Origin of the sequence: Kribbella sp. NPDC023972 (assembly GCF_040639075.1) — a bacterium.
Lineage (GTDB): Bacteria > Actinomycetota > Actinomycetes > Propionibacteriales > Kribbellaceae > Kribbella.
In genome coordinates this window covers 991,135-1,007,531 of record NZ_JBEZZH010000001.1, presented here as the reverse complement: position 1 = coordinate 1,007,531, position 16,397 = coordinate 991,135, and the positions used below count along the sequence as shown (strand labels likewise).

General features: G+C 68.0%; 17 protein-coding genes. 12 read left to right on the top strand and 5 right to left on the bottom strand.

The genetic code is table 11. The features are described 5' to 3' along the window. Positions 1 to 255: 255 nt before the first annotated feature. From AB0F43_RS04570 to AB0F43_RS04555, 4 genes are all read left to right on the top strand, one after another. The gene (locus tag AB0F43_RS04570) at positions 256 to 954 is read left to right on the top strand and encodes a response regulator transcription factor (protein WP_360470559.1); all 699 of its coding nucleotides are present in this window, start codon (positions 256 to 258) and stop codon (positions 952 to 954) included. Continuing rightward, positions 951 to 3,494 carry a DUF4153 domain-containing protein gene (locus tag AB0F43_RS04565; protein ID WP_360470556.1) on the top strand — a complete coding sequence of 848 codons (2,544 nt, stop codon included), beginning with the start codon at positions 951 to 953 and terminating at the stop codon, positions 3,492 to 3,494. The genes AB0F43_RS04570 and AB0F43_RS04565 overlap by 4 nt, the downstream gene beginning before the upstream one ends. Positions 3,495 to 3,714: 220 nt before the next feature. After that, positions 3,715 to 4,665 (top strand): GTP-binding protein LepA, encoded by a 951-nt coding sequence (locus AB0F43_RS04560; protein WP_360470553.1) that lies wholly within the window; start codon positions 3,715 to 3,717, stop codon positions 4,663 to 4,665. Continuing rightward, positions 4,662 to 5,261, top strand: a complete 600-nt coding sequence (locus AB0F43_RS04555) for a helix-turn-helix domain-containing protein (protein ID WP_360470551.1) — start codon at positions 4,662 to 4,664, stop codon at positions 5,259 to 5,261. Before AB0F43_RS04560 ends, AB0F43_RS04555 begins: the two co-directional genes overlap by 4 nt. Positions 5,262 to 5,280: 19 nt before the next feature. Here the strand turns inward: AB0F43_RS04555 and AB0F43_RS04550 are convergent, their stop codons facing one another. Together AB0F43_RS04550 and AB0F43_RS04545 are read right to left on the bottom strand one after the other, a co-directional pair. Beyond that, the gene (locus AB0F43_RS04550) at positions 5,281 to 5,544 is read right to left on the bottom strand and encodes a SelT/SelW/SelH family protein (protein ID WP_360470548.1); all 264 of its coding nucleotides are present in this window, start codon (positions 5,542 to 5,544) and stop codon (positions 5,281 to 5,283) included. 78 nt (positions 5,545 to 5,622) lie between these two features. Further along, positions 5,623 to 5,901, bottom strand: a complete 279-nt coding sequence (locus AB0F43_RS04545) for a nuclear transport factor 2 family protein (protein WP_360470546.1) — start codon at positions 5,899 to 5,901, stop codon at positions 5,623 to 5,625. Positions 5,902 to 5,928: 27 nt separating this feature from the next. Here AB0F43_RS04545 and AB0F43_RS04540 point away from each other — a divergent pair, with 27 nt between their 5' ends. Together AB0F43_RS04540 and AB0F43_RS04535 are read left to right on the top strand one after the other, a co-directional pair. Beyond that, positions 5,929 to 6,153 (top strand): helix-turn-helix domain-containing protein, encoded by a 225-nt coding sequence (locus AB0F43_RS04540; RefSeq protein ID WP_360470543.1) that lies wholly within the window; start codon positions 5,929 to 5,931, stop codon positions 6,151 to 6,153. A 120-nt stretch (positions 6,154 to 6,273) separates the two neighbouring features. Then, on the top strand, positions 6,274 to 7,176 hold the full coding sequence (locus AB0F43_RS04535; RefSeq protein WP_360470540.1) for an LD-carboxypeptidase: 903 nt from the start codon (positions 6,274 to 6,276) through the stop codon (positions 7,174 to 7,176). On the opposite strand, the gene AB0F43_RS04530 is transcribed toward AB0F43_RS04535, so the two are convergent. After that, the gene (locus AB0F43_RS04530; protein ID WP_360470537.1) at positions 7,151 to 8,089 is read right to left on the bottom strand and encodes a YafY family protein; all 939 of its coding nucleotides are present in this window, start codon (positions 8,087 to 8,089) and stop codon (positions 7,151 to 7,153) included. The genes AB0F43_RS04535 and AB0F43_RS04530 overlap by 26 nt on opposite strands. A gap of 97 nt (positions 8,090 to 8,186) precedes the next feature. Here AB0F43_RS04530 and AB0F43_RS04525 point away from each other — a divergent pair, with 97 nt between their 5' ends. From AB0F43_RS04525 to AB0F43_RS04515, 3 genes are read left to right on the top strand one after another with little or no spacing between them, the layout of a single operon-like run. Then, positions 8,187 to 9,164 (top strand): ATP-binding cassette domain-containing protein, encoded by a 978-nt coding sequence (locus tag AB0F43_RS04525; protein WP_360470535.1) that lies wholly within the window; start codon positions 8,187 to 8,189, stop codon positions 9,162 to 9,164. Beyond that, the gene (locus AB0F43_RS04520) at positions 9,164 to 9,979 is read left to right on the top strand and encodes an ABC-2 family transporter protein (RefSeq protein ID WP_360470533.1); all 816 of its coding nucleotides are present in this window, start codon (positions 9,164 to 9,166) and stop codon (positions 9,977 to 9,979) included. The genes AB0F43_RS04525 and AB0F43_RS04520 overlap by 1 nt, the downstream gene beginning before the upstream one ends. Then, positions 9,976 to 10,761 (top strand): ABC-2 family transporter protein, encoded by a 786-nt coding sequence (locus tag AB0F43_RS04515; RefSeq protein ID WP_360470530.1) that lies wholly within the window; start codon positions 9,976 to 9,978, stop codon positions 10,759 to 10,761. The genes AB0F43_RS04520 and AB0F43_RS04515 overlap by 4 nt, the downstream gene beginning before the upstream one ends. Before the next feature lie 22 nt (positions 10,762 to 10,783). On the opposite strand, the gene AB0F43_RS04510 is transcribed toward AB0F43_RS04515, so the two are convergent. Both AB0F43_RS04510 and AB0F43_RS04505 read right to left on the bottom strand, forming a co-directional pair. Beyond that, the gene (locus AB0F43_RS04510) at positions 10,784 to 11,290 is read right to left on the bottom strand and encodes a vitamin K epoxide reductase family protein (RefSeq protein WP_360470527.1); all 507 of its coding nucleotides are present in this window, start codon (positions 11,288 to 11,290) and stop codon (positions 10,784 to 10,786) included. Positions 11,291 to 11,293: 3 nt separating this feature from the next. After that, positions 11,294 to 12,196 carry a DUF929 family protein gene (locus AB0F43_RS04505; RefSeq protein ID WP_360470524.1) on the bottom strand — a complete coding sequence of 301 codons (903 nt, stop codon included), beginning with the start codon at positions 12,194 to 12,196 and terminating at the stop codon, positions 11,294 to 11,296. A gap of 129 nt (positions 12,197 to 12,325) precedes the next feature. Between AB0F43_RS04505 and hemW the strand changes: the two genes are divergently transcribed. The 3 genes from hemW to AB0F43_RS04490 all read left to right on the top strand — a co-directional run bounded on the left by hemW (position 12,326) and on the right by AB0F43_RS04490 (position 16,396). Then, positions 12,326 to 13,531, top strand: coding sequence for a radical SAM family heme chaperone HemW (hemW, locus tag AB0F43_RS04500; RefSeq protein ID WP_360470522.1), 1,206 nt, complete (start codon positions 12,326 to 12,328; stop codon positions 13,529 to 13,531). A gap of 478 nt (positions 13,532 to 14,009) precedes the next feature. Further along, positions 14,010 to 15,329: an extracellular solute-binding protein gene (locus AB0F43_RS04495; protein ID WP_360470519.1), complete on the top strand. Its 1,320-nt coding sequence runs from the start codon at positions 14,010 to 14,012 to the stop codon at positions 15,327 to 15,329. Between the two features lie 59 nt (positions 15,330 to 15,388). Next, positions 15,389 to 16,396, top strand: coding sequence for a LacI family DNA-binding transcriptional regulator (locus tag AB0F43_RS04490; RefSeq protein WP_360470517.1), 1,008 nt, complete (start codon positions 15,389 to 15,391; stop codon positions 16,394 to 16,396). Position 16,397 lies beyond the last annotated feature (1 nt).

The window sequence follows — 16,397 nt, the reverse complement described above, 5'->3', positions numbered from 1 at the left end:
CCAATTCCCGACTTCTCCGCCAACCGTCGGGGCCATGGACACGCCCTCGCGGCCGTGAACACGTTATTTCCTGTTCACGGCCCCCGATGCTTGGTTCAGGCCCGGTTGACCGGTCGCTCCCCAGGCGGCGTACACCTCCGCCCCTCGTCTCCACGCGCAGGCGCGCCGCCGGGGGCCGGGGTGGTTGACAGACCTGCACAAAACCTTCACGAGTCGTCCCGTACTCCTGACCAGCTCGGCTCCTACGCTCGAACCGTGGCAGTCGATGGAGCAGCCCGCAGGATCCTCGTGGTCGAGGACGAGCCGGTGATCAACCAGGCGGTGACCGACCGGTTGCGCGGGTCGGGGTACGACGTCGTCCAGGCCTGGGACGGACCGAGTGCGGTGGCGCAGTTCGCCGCGACCGCGCCAGACCTGGTCCTGCTGGACGTGATGCTTCCCGGGTACGACGGCCACGAGGTGTGTCGGCGGATCCAGGCCGAGCGGCCGGTTCCGGTGCTGATGCTGACCGCCCGTGACGACGAGGCGGACATCCTGGTCGGGCTCGGCGTCGGCGCCGACGACTACCTCACCAAGCCGTTCCGGATGCGGGAGCTGGTGGCTCGGGTGGCAGCCCTGCTTCGGCGGGTCGACCGGGCCGCCGAGCTGGCGAATCGGCCGGCCACCGAGGTGGGTGACCTGCGGATCGACGCGGCCGCGCGCCGGGCCTGGGTCGCCGGCGCCGAGGTCCATCTGACGCCGACCGAGTTCGACCTGCTGCTCTGTCTGGCCGCCAAGCCGGGCAAGGTCTTGACCCGGGAGAACCTGTACGCCGAAGTCTGGGGCTGGCCGGGTGCGTCGGGGACCCGTACGGTCGACAGTCACGTGAAGGCGCTGCGAGCCAAGATCGGCGCGGACCGGGTGCGAACGGTGCACGGCGTCGGCTACGCCCTCGAGTCCGGCGGTGCCACATGAGCAGCCCGCTGCTGGACCAGGTCACGTCGGTCAAGGTCAAGCTCGGGCTGCTCGTCGCGGTCAGCGTCACCCTGGCCTCGATCGTCGCGGCCGTCGGCGCGGTCGCCAACGTGCCTGCCTGGCTCAGCATCCCGGTCACCGTGGCTCTGGCGCTCGGCGTGACCCAGTTGCTGGCGGTGGGCATGACCTCGCCCCTGCGCGAGATGACCGCTGCGGCCCGCAAGATGGCGCGCGGCGACTACTCCGGTCGAGTCACCGCGAGTTCGAGTGACGAGGTGGGAGAGCTGGCCCGGGCCTTCAACCGGATGGCCGAGGACTTGGCTGCCGTCGACCGCCAGCGCCGTGAACTGGTGGCGAACGTGAGTCATGAGCTTCGTACGCCGCTCGCGGCCTTGTGCGCCGTACTCGAGAACTTGGTCGACGGAGTCGCCGAGCCGGACCCCGTGGCCCTCCGGACGGCGCTCGACCAGGCAGAGCGACTCTCGACCCTCGCCAACGACCTGCTCGATCTGGCCCGCGTGGATGCCGGCGAGGTCCGGTTGTCGACCAAGGAGGTAGCGGTCGCGGAGTTGCTGGAGCGCGCCGTGGCCGAAGCGCAGGTGGTCGGTCGTCAGGTCCGGTACGACGTACGTGTCACGCCGCCCGAGTTGACTGTCCCGGCGGACCCGGCGCGGCTCCATCAGTTGATCGCCAACCTGCTCGACAACGCCGCCCGGCACAGTCCTGTCGGTGGCGTCGTACGGATCACCGTCCAGGTGACGGAAGCGGGGTGGCGGCTGGAGGTCGCCGATGAGGGGCCAGGCGTTCCTCTCGCCGATCGGGACCGCGTCTTCGAACGGTTCGGGACATTGACGGAGGCGGACGGTGGTGGCGGCACCGGTCTCGGGCTCGCGATCGCTCGCTGGGTGACCGATCTCCACGGCGGCAGCATCCACTTCGTCGATCCCGCGCCGGGCAGCACCGGTGCCCGGGTCCGCGTCGACCTACCGCGTGAACCGAGGCAACACACCCATGTCACCAGGAAGGCACAGGAGCCAGTCATGACGAAGCCGGTCGACACTCCCGCACCCGCTGTCGCGCGTGCGCCGGAGTCGGGGATGGACATGCTGTTCGGCAGGTTCTGGCCTGAGGCCGGCGTGCCCGGCAACGTACGTGCGGTCCTGTACTGCTTGGGGGTCGGCGTGTTGGCCGGCATCGTCCTGCCGTTTCGCGATCTCGGTCTCGGCACGTTCGTCGTACTGCTGGCCGCCGGGGGAGTGATCCTCGGCTTCAGCGTCAACCGCCGGTCCCGCTTCACCCTGGCCTGTGCTGCCCTGTGTGTGTTGCTGGCCGCGACATCCGTGGTCCGGGATGCGGAGTGGATCGTGGTGTTGTGCCTGCTGGCGGGTGGTGCTGTGTGTATGGCCGGGCTGGTGAACGGCCGTACACTGCCTGCCTTCGTGCTGGCTGGCATGGCTTGGCCCCTTGCCGGGTTGCGCGGACTTCCGTGGCTGGGTCGCTCCGCGCAGGGCGTCAGAGGTCTGCGGACGAGCGCGGCAGCGCTGCGGACGGTCCTGTGGTCGTTGTTGGCGGTCCTTGTCTTCGGACTGTTGTTCGCTTCGGCCGATGCGGTCTTCGCTGAGTGGGCGGGCGCGGTCGTTCCTGATCTGGAGCTTGACTCGTTCGTACTGCGTGCATTCGTCACCGTGGCCGTTGGTGGTGTCGTGCTTGCGGCGACGTACCTCGGGCTGAATCCGCCGAAGGTCGAGACCGGTGGTGGCCCGGTGCGGCCGGTCGCTCGTCGGTATGAGTGGCTTGTGCCGGTGCTGCTTGTGGATGCTGTCTTTCTGGTCTTCCTGGCAGCGCAGGCCACTGCGAACTTCGGTGGGCACCAGTACCTCGAGCGCATTACCGGCCTGACGTACGCGGAGTACGTCCACCAGGGCTTCGGTCAGCTCACGGTGGCGACCGCGCTCACCCTGCTGGTGGTGTGGGTCGCCGCACGCAAGGCGCCGCGTTCCACGGCCGCGGACCTGACCTGGTTGCGCGCGTCGCTCGGCCTGCTCTGTCTGCTGACCTTGGTCGTGGTCGCGTCCGCTCTCTACCGGATGCACGTCTACCAGGAGGCATATGGGTTCACCGAGCTTCGCCTACTCGTGGACGTCTTCGAGGGCTGGCTGGGGCTGCTCGTGATCGGAGTGATGGTGGCCGGCGTGACGATGAGAGCAGGCTGGTTGCCGCGGGCCGCGCTGCTCAGCGGCGCCAGCCTCCTGCTCGGGCTCGCGGCGATCAATCCGGACGCCTGGATCGCCCAGCACAACATCGACCGCTACACCGAGACCGGCAAGGTCGACTGGGTCCACCTCCAAGGCCTCTCCGACGACGCCGTACCAGTGCTGGCCACCCTGCCGGACGACGTGGTCGGCTGCGCACTCACCGGACGGAAGCCCACCACCGACGACTGGCTCGAATGGAACCTAGGCCGCCACAACGCAAACCCCCTGATCCGGTCCCACCCCACCACCCCGCCCACCACCTGCCCAAGCAACCCGACCCGCTAGCCCCAACAGTTGCCCACAGCAACTGACCGCCACCGCTCCGAGCCCGCGCAACCTCGTCGACCACTCACCAGGCGCGACCCGACGTCGGGGCATTGAGCCACGTGCCCGGTGCCCGCATCATCGGCCGGGACTGTGTGTTGGCGACGTCACAGAGATTGACTGACTGATCAGTCAGTCACTTTGTTACGATCGTTGCGGGATCAACAGGACATCCCTTTCGATGGGGGAGCGAGGTGCCGTGATGGCGCTGGCGGGTGTGCAGGGGTCTCGTCGGGTACGACGCCGGCGGGAGGAGTCGAGGCTGGCCGACCATGTCGATCGGCTGGGGGAGGAGCATCCGCCGATCCCGCTCGACAGTGTCGACTACACGATGAACGATCCAGGCCGGCTCGTGGAGCGGTTCGGGTCGGTGCTGTCGTACATGTCGCGGGTCGAGCTGGAGGTCGAGCGGAATGTGCTCGAGCTCAACATCCTGCTGCCCGATCCGCCAGAGGTCGACCGGCGGTTCTACGCCGACGTCTGGCTCCCGCAGGAGACGCATCACGGGCTGATCCTGGACCGGCTACAGGTGCTGGCCGGTCTCGAACCTGCCGAACCCAACCTGAGCGACGTGTCCTTCAAGCTCAAGTTGCTCGGTGCCCTCGGCCGGGTGCGCGGCGTACAGGACGTGAGCCGGATGCTCTACTACCTGACCGGCGTGGCCACCGAACGGTCGGCGGTGCTTGCCTACAACAAGCTTCACGCCGGGCTCGTCGAGCTGGGCGAACGGGCCGTCGCCGCCACCCTGGTCGCGCCGATCAAACGGCAGGAGCCGGGCCATTTCGCCTACTACCAGATCGCCGCTCGTCAGCTCTGGACGCAGTTGGGCTCCTGGCAGCGGTGGCTGGTTCGCACGTTGCGGAAGCGGACCTTCGGCCCGGTCGGGGTCAGCAGTGACCAGCAGTTGGTGGAGTTCGGGGAGGTGATGCGCGCGCTGGTCACAAGCACCGGCGACGAGGCGCACCTGCAGCACTACGCCCGCCAGGTCGGACGGGTCGAGCATGAACTGCTGTGGGCCCACCGGCGAGGTCTACGAGTGCCAGACTATGTCTTCAAGGCCTTACGGCGTGCCGCCGAGGCAGCCGCGGACCTGAAGGGGGATCACCGGCCTGCCGAACGGAGCGAACCATGACCGCGCACGCTGACACGGCGCGCAGCACGAAGCGTCAGCACATCATCGAGACCGCCGAGCGGCTGTTCGCCGAGCACGGGTACGACGCGACGTCGACAGCGCGGATCGCCCACGAGGCCGGCGTACCGTCCGGCCTGGTGTTCTACCACTTCGCCACCAAGCTGGATCTGCTGCTCGCGATCGTGAACGAGCGACCGACGCCGAGTGCGGTGCTGCGGTCGGCCTCGCGGGGCCGATCGGTGCGGGGGCGGCTGCGCGCCGTCGTCAGCGCCATGGCCGGCGAACTGGAACACAACCGCGCGGCCCGGATCATCGTCTTCCGGGAAGCGCAGGCATGTCCCGAGATCGCCACCCGGGCCGCCGAGCTGTTCGCCGAGGCGGCCGCGACGGTTGCCGACGTACTGAGTGGCGCCGACGACCTCGCCGATCCGGCCCGGGTGCGGACCGCCGCGGAGCTCGTCGTCAGCCGGGTGTTCCTCGACATCGTGGTGCTCGGACAGACCGAGTCCGCGGCGAAGCGGCACGCGGCGATGATCGACCTGGTCGCGGACATGCTCACCTCACCCGGGCCCCGGACAGCACGAAACTCGGCCTGAGCTGTCAGACCGAGTTCGGTCAGCGGTGGTCGGAGTGGCCGAAGTTGCGGTCGGGGGCTATGCGGTCGCGGACCAGTTGCTTGAGGGGGGCGATGTCGGGGAAGCCGTTGTGGGCTTTGCGGGACCAGAGGGTTTCGCCGTCCAGGCGGACCTCGAAGATCCCTCCGGTCCCGGGGATGAGCGCGACCTCGCCGAGCTCGGTGGTGAAGGTGGTCAGCAGTTCCTGCGCGGTCCATGCCGCCCGCAACAACCACCGGCACTGGGTGCAGTGCTCGACTTCCAACGCGGCTCTCTCGTCACGCAGACAAGTATCGCCGCCGGCTGGGTAGCCCGCTTCGCCCGAGCAGTTGTGTGAAGTGGGTCACTCGGGATCGTTAGTTACGTTGAGGTGCATGGTTACCAATGGTGAGCATTGAGCCCTGAACACAACATCTGAAGGAGATGGCAATGGACTCGGCGATTTCAGTGGCTCAGCAGTACGTCGACGCGTGCCCGCACTGACCGTCATCATTGCCCCGAGCAACTGATCGACAGCGGCGCGGCCCTGATGCGTGCCCGAGAAGCGATTCGCCCCCGGCTGATGCCACACGATGTCGTCGGCCATCAGACCGGCCACCGTCCCGAAGTCCTTCGCCGACACCGGCCCAGTACGCTTCGGCGGGGTGCGGTGGAAGGGATCAGCGGCAAGGTGCTCACCGAGACGCTGCGTGATCTGGAGCGGGACGGGCTGGTCGAGCGGCACGTGTACGCCGAGATGCCGCCCAGGGTCGAGTACGAGCTCACCGCCCTGGGCCGCACCCTGCATGCCCCACTCCAAGCCCTCGGCACCTGGGCCGAACAACACATCGAAGAAGTCCTCGCGGCCCGCGAGGCCTACGACAGCCGCCCCTGAACCACAGCGGCCCGTGAACCGCACCCGCTCTGAACCGCGCCCGCCCCGGTAGGCGGTCGGGTGTTTGGTTCGCTGGCCGGGCGGGCGGGGATTGTCTGTGGGGGATGCCAGAGTTTCGCCATGACTGTGTTGATTCCGCCCCGGCTGCAGCCTGGTGATCGGGTTCGTGTCGTGTCTCCGGCCAGTACTCCCGAGCGGGAGTTCGTGGCGCGGGGAGTCGAGCTGCTCGCCGGGTGGGGCCTGCGGGTGGAGCTCGGCCGGCACGTGTTCGACAGCGTGGGGTATCTGGCCGGGACAGACGAGGATCGTCTCGCCGATCTGAATGACGCCTTCCGCGACCCCGGGGTTCGGGCCGTCTTCGCGACCAGGGGTGGCAAGGGTGCGTACCGGATCAGCGATCAGCTCGACTTCGACGCCGTACGCCGGGATCCGAAGCCGCTGGTCGGGTTCAGTGACATCACCGCCGTACACCTGTCGTTGTGGAAGGAATGCCGGCTGGCCGGGATCCACGGGCCGTTCAACGACGAGGCGGGTGGCGGCCTCCGGGCGGCGTTGATGACGGCTGAGGAGGTCGTCGTACGCCAGGACCCGAAGGAACCGACCGCGGCGCTGACCGCCGGCGGTCCGGCGACCGGCTTCCTGATGGGCGGCAATCTCAACACGATCGCGCACGCGGTCGGCGGCGAGCTGTCCAGCCTCGACGGCGGCATCCTGCTGATCGAGGACACCATCGGTACCGGGCTCGGGATGATCGATCGTCAACTGACCCAACTGGTCAAGTCCGGCTTGCTGGACGACCTGCGCGGGGTTGCGGTCGGCCGGTTCAACGGTTTCGAGGATGCGCGCGTGAACGGCTGGTCCGTGCTGGACGTGCTGCGCGACCGCCTCGACCTACTCGCCGTACCCGTCCTGGGTGGTCTCCCGATCGGCCACGGCCCTCAGTCGGCGACCGTCCCACTAGGCACCGTCGCGACCATCGACCCCGCCACAGGCATCCTCACCGTCGCGCCCGCTGTGACCTGAGGATCTCCCCGGCCGCGCGCTCGACCATGTCCGCGAGTTCCTGCGGGGCGAGGACGTTCGCGTCGCCGGCTTGGGCGAGGACGGCGGCGCACGCCTCGTTGGGGTTCTCGAGGTCGGTGTGCACGATGAACCAGCCGTCCGTGTCGGGCACCGGCGGCGCGGTCGGCCGGAAGCGGAGTACGGCGCGGTCGCGCACGCGAAGCACGATCGGGTACGACGGCCGCGTCGCCCGGAACTGCTGCTGCGCCTCGGCCCAGTACGCGGACAAGTCGAAACGGGCCGGCCGCGAAAAGGGCTGGTCGGTCACGGCCGCCGACGTCACCCGGCTCAGGCGATAGGTGCGGAACGCTCCATCCGGTCGGCGGGCGATCAAGTACCAGGTCCGGCTCTTGGCGACCAGACCGAGGGGTTCGACGTCGAACGGCTCGCCCGGATCCCGATAGGTGATCGAGATTCGCCGCTCCTCCCAGATCGCCTGCCGGCAGAGGTCCAGCCAGCGCGGCGCCTCCCGGCGGTCGTCCCAGCCGGCGTGATCGATCAGCAGCCGCTGGCGGGCGTACTCCGCATCGCGGCGCGCACTCTCGGGCAGCGCCGCGATCAGCTTCGTCATCGCCTGGTCGCTCGAGGCATCCATGCCGAGATCGGCGAGCACGTGCGCAGTCGCGCCGACGAACACCGACATCACCTCGGCCGGCGCGAGCCCGGTGAGCCGGGTCCGGTAGCCGGGCAGCAGCGCCCACCCGCCGCCCCGGCCGCGAACCGAGTACACGGGCACGCCGGCCAGGCTGAGCGCGTCGAGATCACGCTGGACCGTGCGCGGTGAGACCTCCAAGTACTGCGCGAGCTCGTGGACGGTCGACTGCCCGCGGGTCTGCAGCCGCAGCAGAAGCCGGAGAAGCCGTTCAGCACGCACAGTTCGACTATGTCAGAAAAATAAGCCATCACCTGGCGTCTTTTCTTCCTACGGTCAACCCGTTGTCTGCTCAATCGACTTGGTGGGAGAAGTTCTGGTGACCGCAGTTGTGGTGGAAGACCTGTGTATGACCTACCGGGCGCCGATCCGGGGTTCCGGGTGGAAGGAAACGCTGAGCTCGGTCTTCAACCGGCGTTACCGGGAGGTTCCCGCCGTACAGAACGCCTCCTTCACCCTCGACGCCGGTGAGGTTGTCGGCTTCATCGGTCCCAACGGGGCGGGCAAGACGACGACGATGAAGATCCTCTCCGGGCTGCTGCACGCGGGCTCGGGCCACGTTCGGGTGCTGGGCTACTCCCCGTGGCAGCGCCGATCCGACTTCCTCCGCCGGATCGCGTTCATTCGCGGCAGCCAGCCGGTGGGCGGATCCCAGGAGCTCACCGTGCTCGACACCCTGCGGTACCAGCAGTTGCTCTACGAGGTTCCGACGGCCGAGTACCGGCGGAACCTCGATGAGCTCACCGGCCTGCTCGAGCTCGAGGAGCTGCTGCAGCGTCAGTTGAGGGCCTTGAGCCTGGGCGAAAAGATGCGCGCCGGCCTGGCTCTGTCAATGCTGTACCGGCCGGAGGTGTTGTTCCTCGACGAACCGACACTCGGCCTGGATGTCTCGGGCGCGGCCACGATGCGTCGTTTCGTCGCCGAGTACGCCGAGCAGACCGGCGCCACCGTGCTGCTGACCAGTCACTACATGGCCGATGTCGCCTCGCTCTGCCCGCGGCTCGTCCTGATCGACAAGGGCAAGGTGCAGTACGACGGACAACTCGACCAGCTCGCGGCGAGGCTCTCGCCGTACAAGCTCCTCCGCCTGACCGCGCCGAACGCCGACGAGGAACGACTCCGCCAGGCAGGCGAGGTCATCGAGAACTCGAACGGAACCTGGGTCCTGCGGGTGCCTCGCGAGGACGTCGCCCGGACCACCGCCAGGCTGCTCACCGAACTCGAGGTCGCGGATCTCTCCGTCGAAGAGGCTCCGCTCGAGGTCGTCATCGACCGCGCGTACCGGGAGGGTGTCTGATGACCGCTCCCGCCGTGCCGTACGACCCTCCCGCGTTCCGCCCCGGACGCCTGCTGCTGTTGATCGCACTGCGGATCCGGATGGAGGTGCTCGAGTGGTCCGGCAGTTGGTGGTTCCTCCTCACGCTCGTCGTCCAGGCGGTACTCGGGCCGCTCATCGGCATGTTCGTCTGGTCGGCGGTGTATCCGGCTGACTCCTACGTCGCGACGTACTACGTGGCACTGCTGCTGGTCACGGTGATGACGGAATCGTTCGAGCAGTTCACCTTCTCCGAAAAGATCTACGACGGAACGATCAGCCACGACCTGCTGCGGCCGCACCCGGTGGTCGTCACCACGATCGGGACAAACATCGCCATCCGGATGTGGCTGACGGTGATGGGGCTCCCCATCGCGTTGCTGACCGGGGTCGCCTTCGGAGTTTCGTTGAGCTGGACCGCGGTCCTGTCGGCGCTTCCGGTCTTCGTGCTGGGTGCCACGCTCAGCTTCTGCTGGGTCTTCATGCTGTCCCTGACCGCCTTCTGGACTGAACGGGTGCATTCGATCGTGGGGTTCGGATGGACCCTGAACTCCCTCCTCGGCGGGACCGTCGCACCCCTCGCGTTCCTCCCCGGACCGGTACGCGACATCGGTCAGATCCTGCCGTTCTACGGGATGCTTGGGCTCCCGGCCGACGTCGCCGCGGGCCGCGTGCACGGTCCGGCCCCCGTACTCACCGGACTCGCTTACCAGGCCGCGTGGATCACAGCCTTCATCACGGCCGCCGTCCTGCTGTGGCGCGCCGGAATGCGCCGGTACACGGTGGTCGGAGCATGAAACTTCTCCGACTCTTCGCGGCCGGATTCAGCCGGTCGGCGCAAGCCACACTGACCTTCCGGATCAACCTGCTGTTCGACATCCTGCTGTCGGTCATCGGTCTCTTCGCGAGCCTGGCCACCGTGTTCGTCGTGTACGCGCGGACCGACTCGCTGGCGGGCTGGACCGAGGCCGAGACCTACGTCCTGATCGGCACCTTTCAGCTGCTCAGCAGCCTGAAGAACGCCTTCATCGACCCCAACCTCTCCTGGTTCCCGGACAACGGCATCCGCAAAGGCAGGCTCGACACCTTTCTGCTGCAGCCGGCGCCAACCCTCTACCTCGCCAGCCTGGCAAGGTCTACTCCGTTGGCCCTCATCCAGTTCGTCCTCGGACTCGTCGTCATCGCACTCGGAGTGAGCGACCACGAGCAAACACCAGCGCCGGCCGCGATCCTGGCCTGGATCCTGACACTCGCAGCCGCGCTCGCAGTGACCTGGGCGATGGGAGTACTGCTCGCATGCCTCGCCTTCTGGGCGCCCCGCCTGCAACTCGACGTCTTCTACGGCTCGGCATGGCAACTAGCTCGCTACCCCACGGATATCTACCGCCGCCCCCTCCGCCTGGTGGTCACCTACGTTTTCCCACTCACACTCATCGCCACCATCCCGACCACCACGCTCCTCCATGGGCCAAGCCTGGTGGTTCTGACGTCGACCATGGCCGGCGCCGCGGTCGCCTGCCTTCTCGCCGTCGCCTGCTGGCGACTCGGCCTACGCCGCTACACCGGCGCCACCTCATGAGGTGATGTCTACCCACACACCGCTACGCCCGCTCCTCCGTCGCGTCCCCCACCCGAAGGGCGCGTGCTGTCGCCTTCGCGTCGTACAGGGCCTGGTGGAGTACAACGAGGGTGAAGAGGACGAGGGTCAGGGCGTGGATGACTGTGCACCAGAGGCAGAGGGCGTTGATGCGGAAGAGTTCGGCCCAGATCAGGTAGCTGATGAAGGCGACGCCGACTGTGACGGCGGTCAGGCGGAGCCGGGCGGGCCAGGGGGAGGGGGTGCGCCAGAGCGGAGGGATGGAGAGAACCGTCATCGCGGCGAAGAAGGCCAGGCCGAGGAGGGCGACGGGGATGCCTAGGAGGTGGGAGTACTCGCTGGTGGTGACTTTGACGCAGTTGACGACGCCGGTGTCGGGGCAGGCGAGGGTGGTCGAGGTGGTGAAGTGTTCGTAGGTGAGATACGTCGCGACCGCGAGGCCGGCGATCGACAGCACTAGCGTGGTCCACGGGATCCAGCCCAGCGGTCTCGGGGCGGCGGGAACTCTCACGGTTCAGCTCCTACCGAGCTTGCCGGCCGCCGCGGTGACTGCAGGGCTTGTGCAGACGTTGCCGGGTTGGTTGCCGGTGACCTGGCACAGCGCGGCCGTGTAGCCGTTGGCGGAGGCATCGACGGCACGCGAGATCGGGCTGGACGGGTCCTTCAGGGCGTTCGCGATGTCGGCCTGGGTTCTCCCGGCCAGGATCGCGGGGCTGTACGTTGCACCGGACGAGACGAACTTGCCGCCGAGGTCGATGAACGGGATCGACCCACCGCTCTGCACGTACGGCGGCTGGTTGTACGTGTCGAAGGTCTGCTGATCGGCCGCGGTCGGGGTGTCTAGTGGAGCGTACTGGCCGTTGACCTTCTGGTTGGTGGTCGTCTCTACGCCCGTGAACGCGAGGTACTGGCTGGTGTACGTCGCTCCGTGGAAGGACAGCGTGGGTGTGTTCGGGTACACGTCGTCGCTCGCGGAGTGCGTCGTACCAAGGTTGCTGAAGGATCCGAACCGTGACAGCGCCACGGCGACCGGCCAGCGCTCCGCCGCGCAGAACGGGCAGTACTCCGCGCCGATGTAGAGCACCTTCGGCTTGCCGTTCGCGGTCAGTGCCGGAGCGGTGATCGCCGCGGGTCCACCCTGGACGCCGTCGGATCCGACCTGGTCGAACGTCGTTGCCGGTACGGCGGCGAGCGCGGAGACGATCGCGGTATCGGCGGTGCCGGAGGGGGTGGCGGTGGTTTGCTTGCCGCCGCCGGTGAGCCGTACGACGATGAGCCCGCCGACCACGACGACGACGATCGCGACGGCGCCTAGTGCGATCAGGAGGCGCTTGCGCCGTTCAGCCCGCAACCGCGCGGCCCGAAGCTCCGCCACCTTCTGCCGCGCCTGAGCCTTCTCCTCGACCCGCCTGCTCATCTCGAGGTCCTCTCCGAAAACACCCCCAGAACCTCAACTCCCAACCCCAGCCGCAAGTTCCATTGGCCGCCAATGGATCACCTGAGGCGATCGACCCGGCCAATGGGGTGGGGTCCGTAGGATGGGTGGGTGCCGTCGACACTGCCCGAGGGGGAGGTTGCGCCCCGGGATGGGGCGCTGCCGGAGTCCGCCGTGCGGGAAGCGGGGACGAGGCCGCTCGGGTTCTACCTGCACGTCCCGTTCTGCGCGTCGCGGTGCGGGTATTGCGACTTCAACACCTACACCGCGAAGGAGCTCGGCGGCGGTGCGTCGCAGGCGTCGTACGCGGAGACGGCGATCCGGGAGGTGCACCTGGCCCGGCGGGCGCTCGCCGGGCTGGATCGGCCGGTCGACACGGTCTTCTTCGGGGGCGGTACGCCGACTTTGCTGCCGGCGAAGGACCTTGGCCGGATGCTGGCCGCCGTACGGGACGAGTTCGGCCTGGCGGCCGATGCGGAGGTGACCACCGAAGCCAATCCGGAGTCGGTGGATCCGCGCTACCTCGAGCAGCTGCTCGAGGTAGGGTTCACGCGGGTCAGCTTCGGGATGCAGAGCGCGTCGTCGCAGGTGCTGAAGATCCTCGATCGGCAGCACACGCCGGGGCGGGCGTTGCAGGCGGTGAAGGAGGCCACGGCCGCCGGGTTCGAGCACGTGAACCTGGACCTGATCTACGGCACGCCGGGGGAGTCGCTCGACGACTGGCGGGCTTCGCTGGAGTCGGCGCTGTCGGCCGATCCCGATCACGTCAGCGCGTACGCGTTGATCGTCGAGGACGGCACCCAGCTCGCCCGCCGGATCCGCCGCGGTGAGCTGCCGATGCCGGACGACGACGACCTCGCGGACAAGTACCTGCTGGCGGACGAGATGCTCTCCGCGCAGGGGCTGACCTGGTACGAGGTGTCCAACTGGGCCCGCAACGAGGATGCGCGGTGCCGGCACAACGAGCTCTACTGGCGCGGCGACACGTGGTGGGGGATCGGCCCGGGCGCGCACAGTCACGTCGGCGGCGTCCGCTGGTGGAACGTCAAGCATCCCAGCGCGTACGCCGAACGCCTCGACGCCGGCGTGAGTCCGGCGCACGCGCGCGAGACCCTCGACGCCGAGACCCGCCGGGTCGAACGCGTCCTGCTCGAGATCCGCCTGGCGGCCGGTCTCCCGCTCGACGTCCTCGACGACGAAGGCCGAGCCGCGGCCGCCGGCATGCGTGACCTCGTCACCCGGCAGCAGGATCGCCTCGTCCTCACCGATCGCGGTCGGCTCCTCGCCGACGCTGTGGTCCGTGATCTGCTGCCGTAAGTCAGGACAAGTCGTGACCAAAAGTGATCACGGACGAACTTCCCGTTGCCTGGGGCAAGCACTTGGCGGACGGCGCGGCGGGCCGCGGACCCGGCATGACCGTGCTCGCGAACACCCCCGGACTGTCCAGACCCTGCGTTTGATTGTCGACGTTGGGTAGACCGCCTGCTGAGCGCGGACGAGACGGTGACGGTGGTTGCGCTGGGTAAGCGCATCGTCCTCGACATCACCGTCGGCGGGTCCCGCGGCGCGACCTTCAGCAGGCGGTGAACACAGCAAACTCGCAGGTATTACTGCAATGGGTGATCGGCGTGGTTCGTTCCGTGAGCACAGCGGCTGTTATGTACTGACCTGGTCGTCCTCGTGTCTCAGCGTGACGATGTGGTGCTTGACATAACAGGTTGGGACGCTCGACACTCAGCACACTTTCGCGATCCGAAAGCGCTCTCAACTCCGTCCAGTTCCAGGGAGCTTTTCCATGCGGCCCAGTGCCGGCTGCCGCCCTCTCGCGGCCCTCCTCGTCTGTGGTGCGCTCCTGCTCGCCTCCGCCTGCGCTGCCCCCGGCGAATCCGATGCCTCCGGCAACGAACAGGACAAGCCGAGGATCGAGCTGACCATCGCCACCTTCAACGAGTTCGGGTACGACGACCTGTACCGCGAGTACGAGGCGCTGCACCCGAACATCAAGATCGTCGCCCGCAAGTCCCCCACCGTCGACGCCCACGTGAAGAACCTGGACACCAACCTGGCCGCCGGCTCCGGGCTGGCCGACATCGAGGCGATGGAGGTCACCTGGATCTACAACTACCTGGCCAAGGCGGACCAGTTCGTCGACCTGCGTGAGTACGGCGCCGACGACCTGAAGGACCGCTGGCTGGACTGGAAGGTGTCCGGCGCGACCACCCCGGACGGCAAGATCATCGGCTACGGCACCGACATCGGGCCGGAGGCGATCTGCTACCGCCGTGACCTGTTCGCCAAGGCCGGGCTGCCGACCGACCGGGCTCAGGTCGCCAAGCTGTTCCCGGACTGGCCGTCGTACTTCGCCACCGGGCGGAAGTTCAAGCAGAAGGTGCCGGGCTCGGCCTGGTACGACTCCGCGGTGCTCACCTGGGAGGCGATGCGCAACCAGTTGATCCAGGCGTACTACTCCAACCAGGACCGCTATCTCGGCGCGGAGAACCCACTGCTGAAGCGGACCTGGAACCAGATCGCCCAGGGCAGCGCGGACGGCCTGTCCGCCAAGCTGCCGGCCTGGAGCGAGGCCTGGAACAAGGCGTTCCGTACCGACGCGTTCGCGACGATGGCGTGCCCCGGCTGGATGCTCGGCGTCATCCAGGACAACGCGGGCGGCTACGGCAAGGGGAAGTGGGACGTCGCCGACGTGTTCCCCGGTGGCGGTGGCAACTGGGGCGGCTCGTACCTCACCGTGCCGAAGCAGTCGCCGCAGCCGGAGGAAGCGGCCCGGCTGGCCGCCTGGCTGACCGCGCCCGAGCAGCAGGTCAAGGTGTTCAAGAAGGTCGGCTCGTTCCCGTCCACCCTCGACGCGTACGACGACGAGCAGGTGAAGAACCAGGTGAACGCGTACTTCAACAACGCGCCGGTCGGGGAGATCTTCATCAACCGGGCCAAGAACGTCTTCCTCAAGCAGCACAAGGGCCCACGCGAGGGCGAGATCAACCAGGTCTTCAGCGCCGCGCTGGCCCGGGTCGACGAGGGCAAGCAGGCACCGGACGCGGCCTGGAAGCAAGCGCTCGACCTGGCCGACAAAGCAGCCAACACAAGAAAGAAGGGCTGAGCGATCGGCCGGGAACGTACTACGGTGTGAAGGTCATTCAGTCGTCCAGAGGAGGACCGATGAAGGACTATGGTTCTCCGACATTGGAGCAGGTCGCCGCCCTCGCGGGAGTCTCCCGGGCCACGGTGTCGCGGGTCGTGAACGGATCGCCCAAGGTGCTGCCGGACACGGTGGCCGCGGTCGAGCGTGCGATCGGCCAGCTCGGTTATGTACCCAACCGGGCCGCGCGAGCGCTGGTGACGCGACGGACCGACTCGGTGGCGATCGTCGTACCGGAGCCGGACAGCCGGGTGTTCTCCGATCCGTTCTTCGCCGGCATCCTGCGTGGTGTGAGCCTGACGCTCGCGCCGACCTCGTCGCAGCTCGTGCTGCTGATCGAGCCCGCCGAAGGTGACGACCAGCGCCTGCTGCGGTACCTGCGCGGCGGTCACGTCGACGGCGCGATCGTCGTCAGCCACCACGGCCGCGGCAACGTGCTCCAGGAGCTGGCGCAGTTGCCGTTGCCGATCGTGTTCAGCGCCCGGCCGCTCGGCGTCGACGTACCGGTGGCGAGTGTGGACGTCGACAACGTCGCCGGCGCGCGTACGGCGGTGGAGTACCTGCTGTCGATCGGACGTCGCAAGATCGGGACGATCGCCGGACCGCTGGACATGACCGCCGGGCTGGACCGGCTGACCGGTTACCAGGACGTGATGAAGGAGGCCGGGCTGACCGAAGCCGTTGCCTTCGGCGACTTCACGGCCGACGGCGGTGAGCAGGCCGCGCTGCGGCTGCTCGACGAGTTCCCCGACCTGGACGCGTTGTTCGTGGCGAACGACCTGATGGCGACGACGGCGCTGCGCGTCCTGTCCCAGCGCGGCCGCCGGGTCCCGGAGGACGTCGCGGTGGTCGGTTTCGACGACTCGGTGATGGCGACGACTACGACTCCGAAACTGACCACGATCCGCCAGCCGGTCGAGAAACTCGGCGCTCGCCTGGCCGAGATCCTGCTCGCCAAGATCGGCGGAGCCACCCTCACCAGCCCCGAGATCTACGGCACCGAACTGATCATCCGCGACAGCGCCTGAC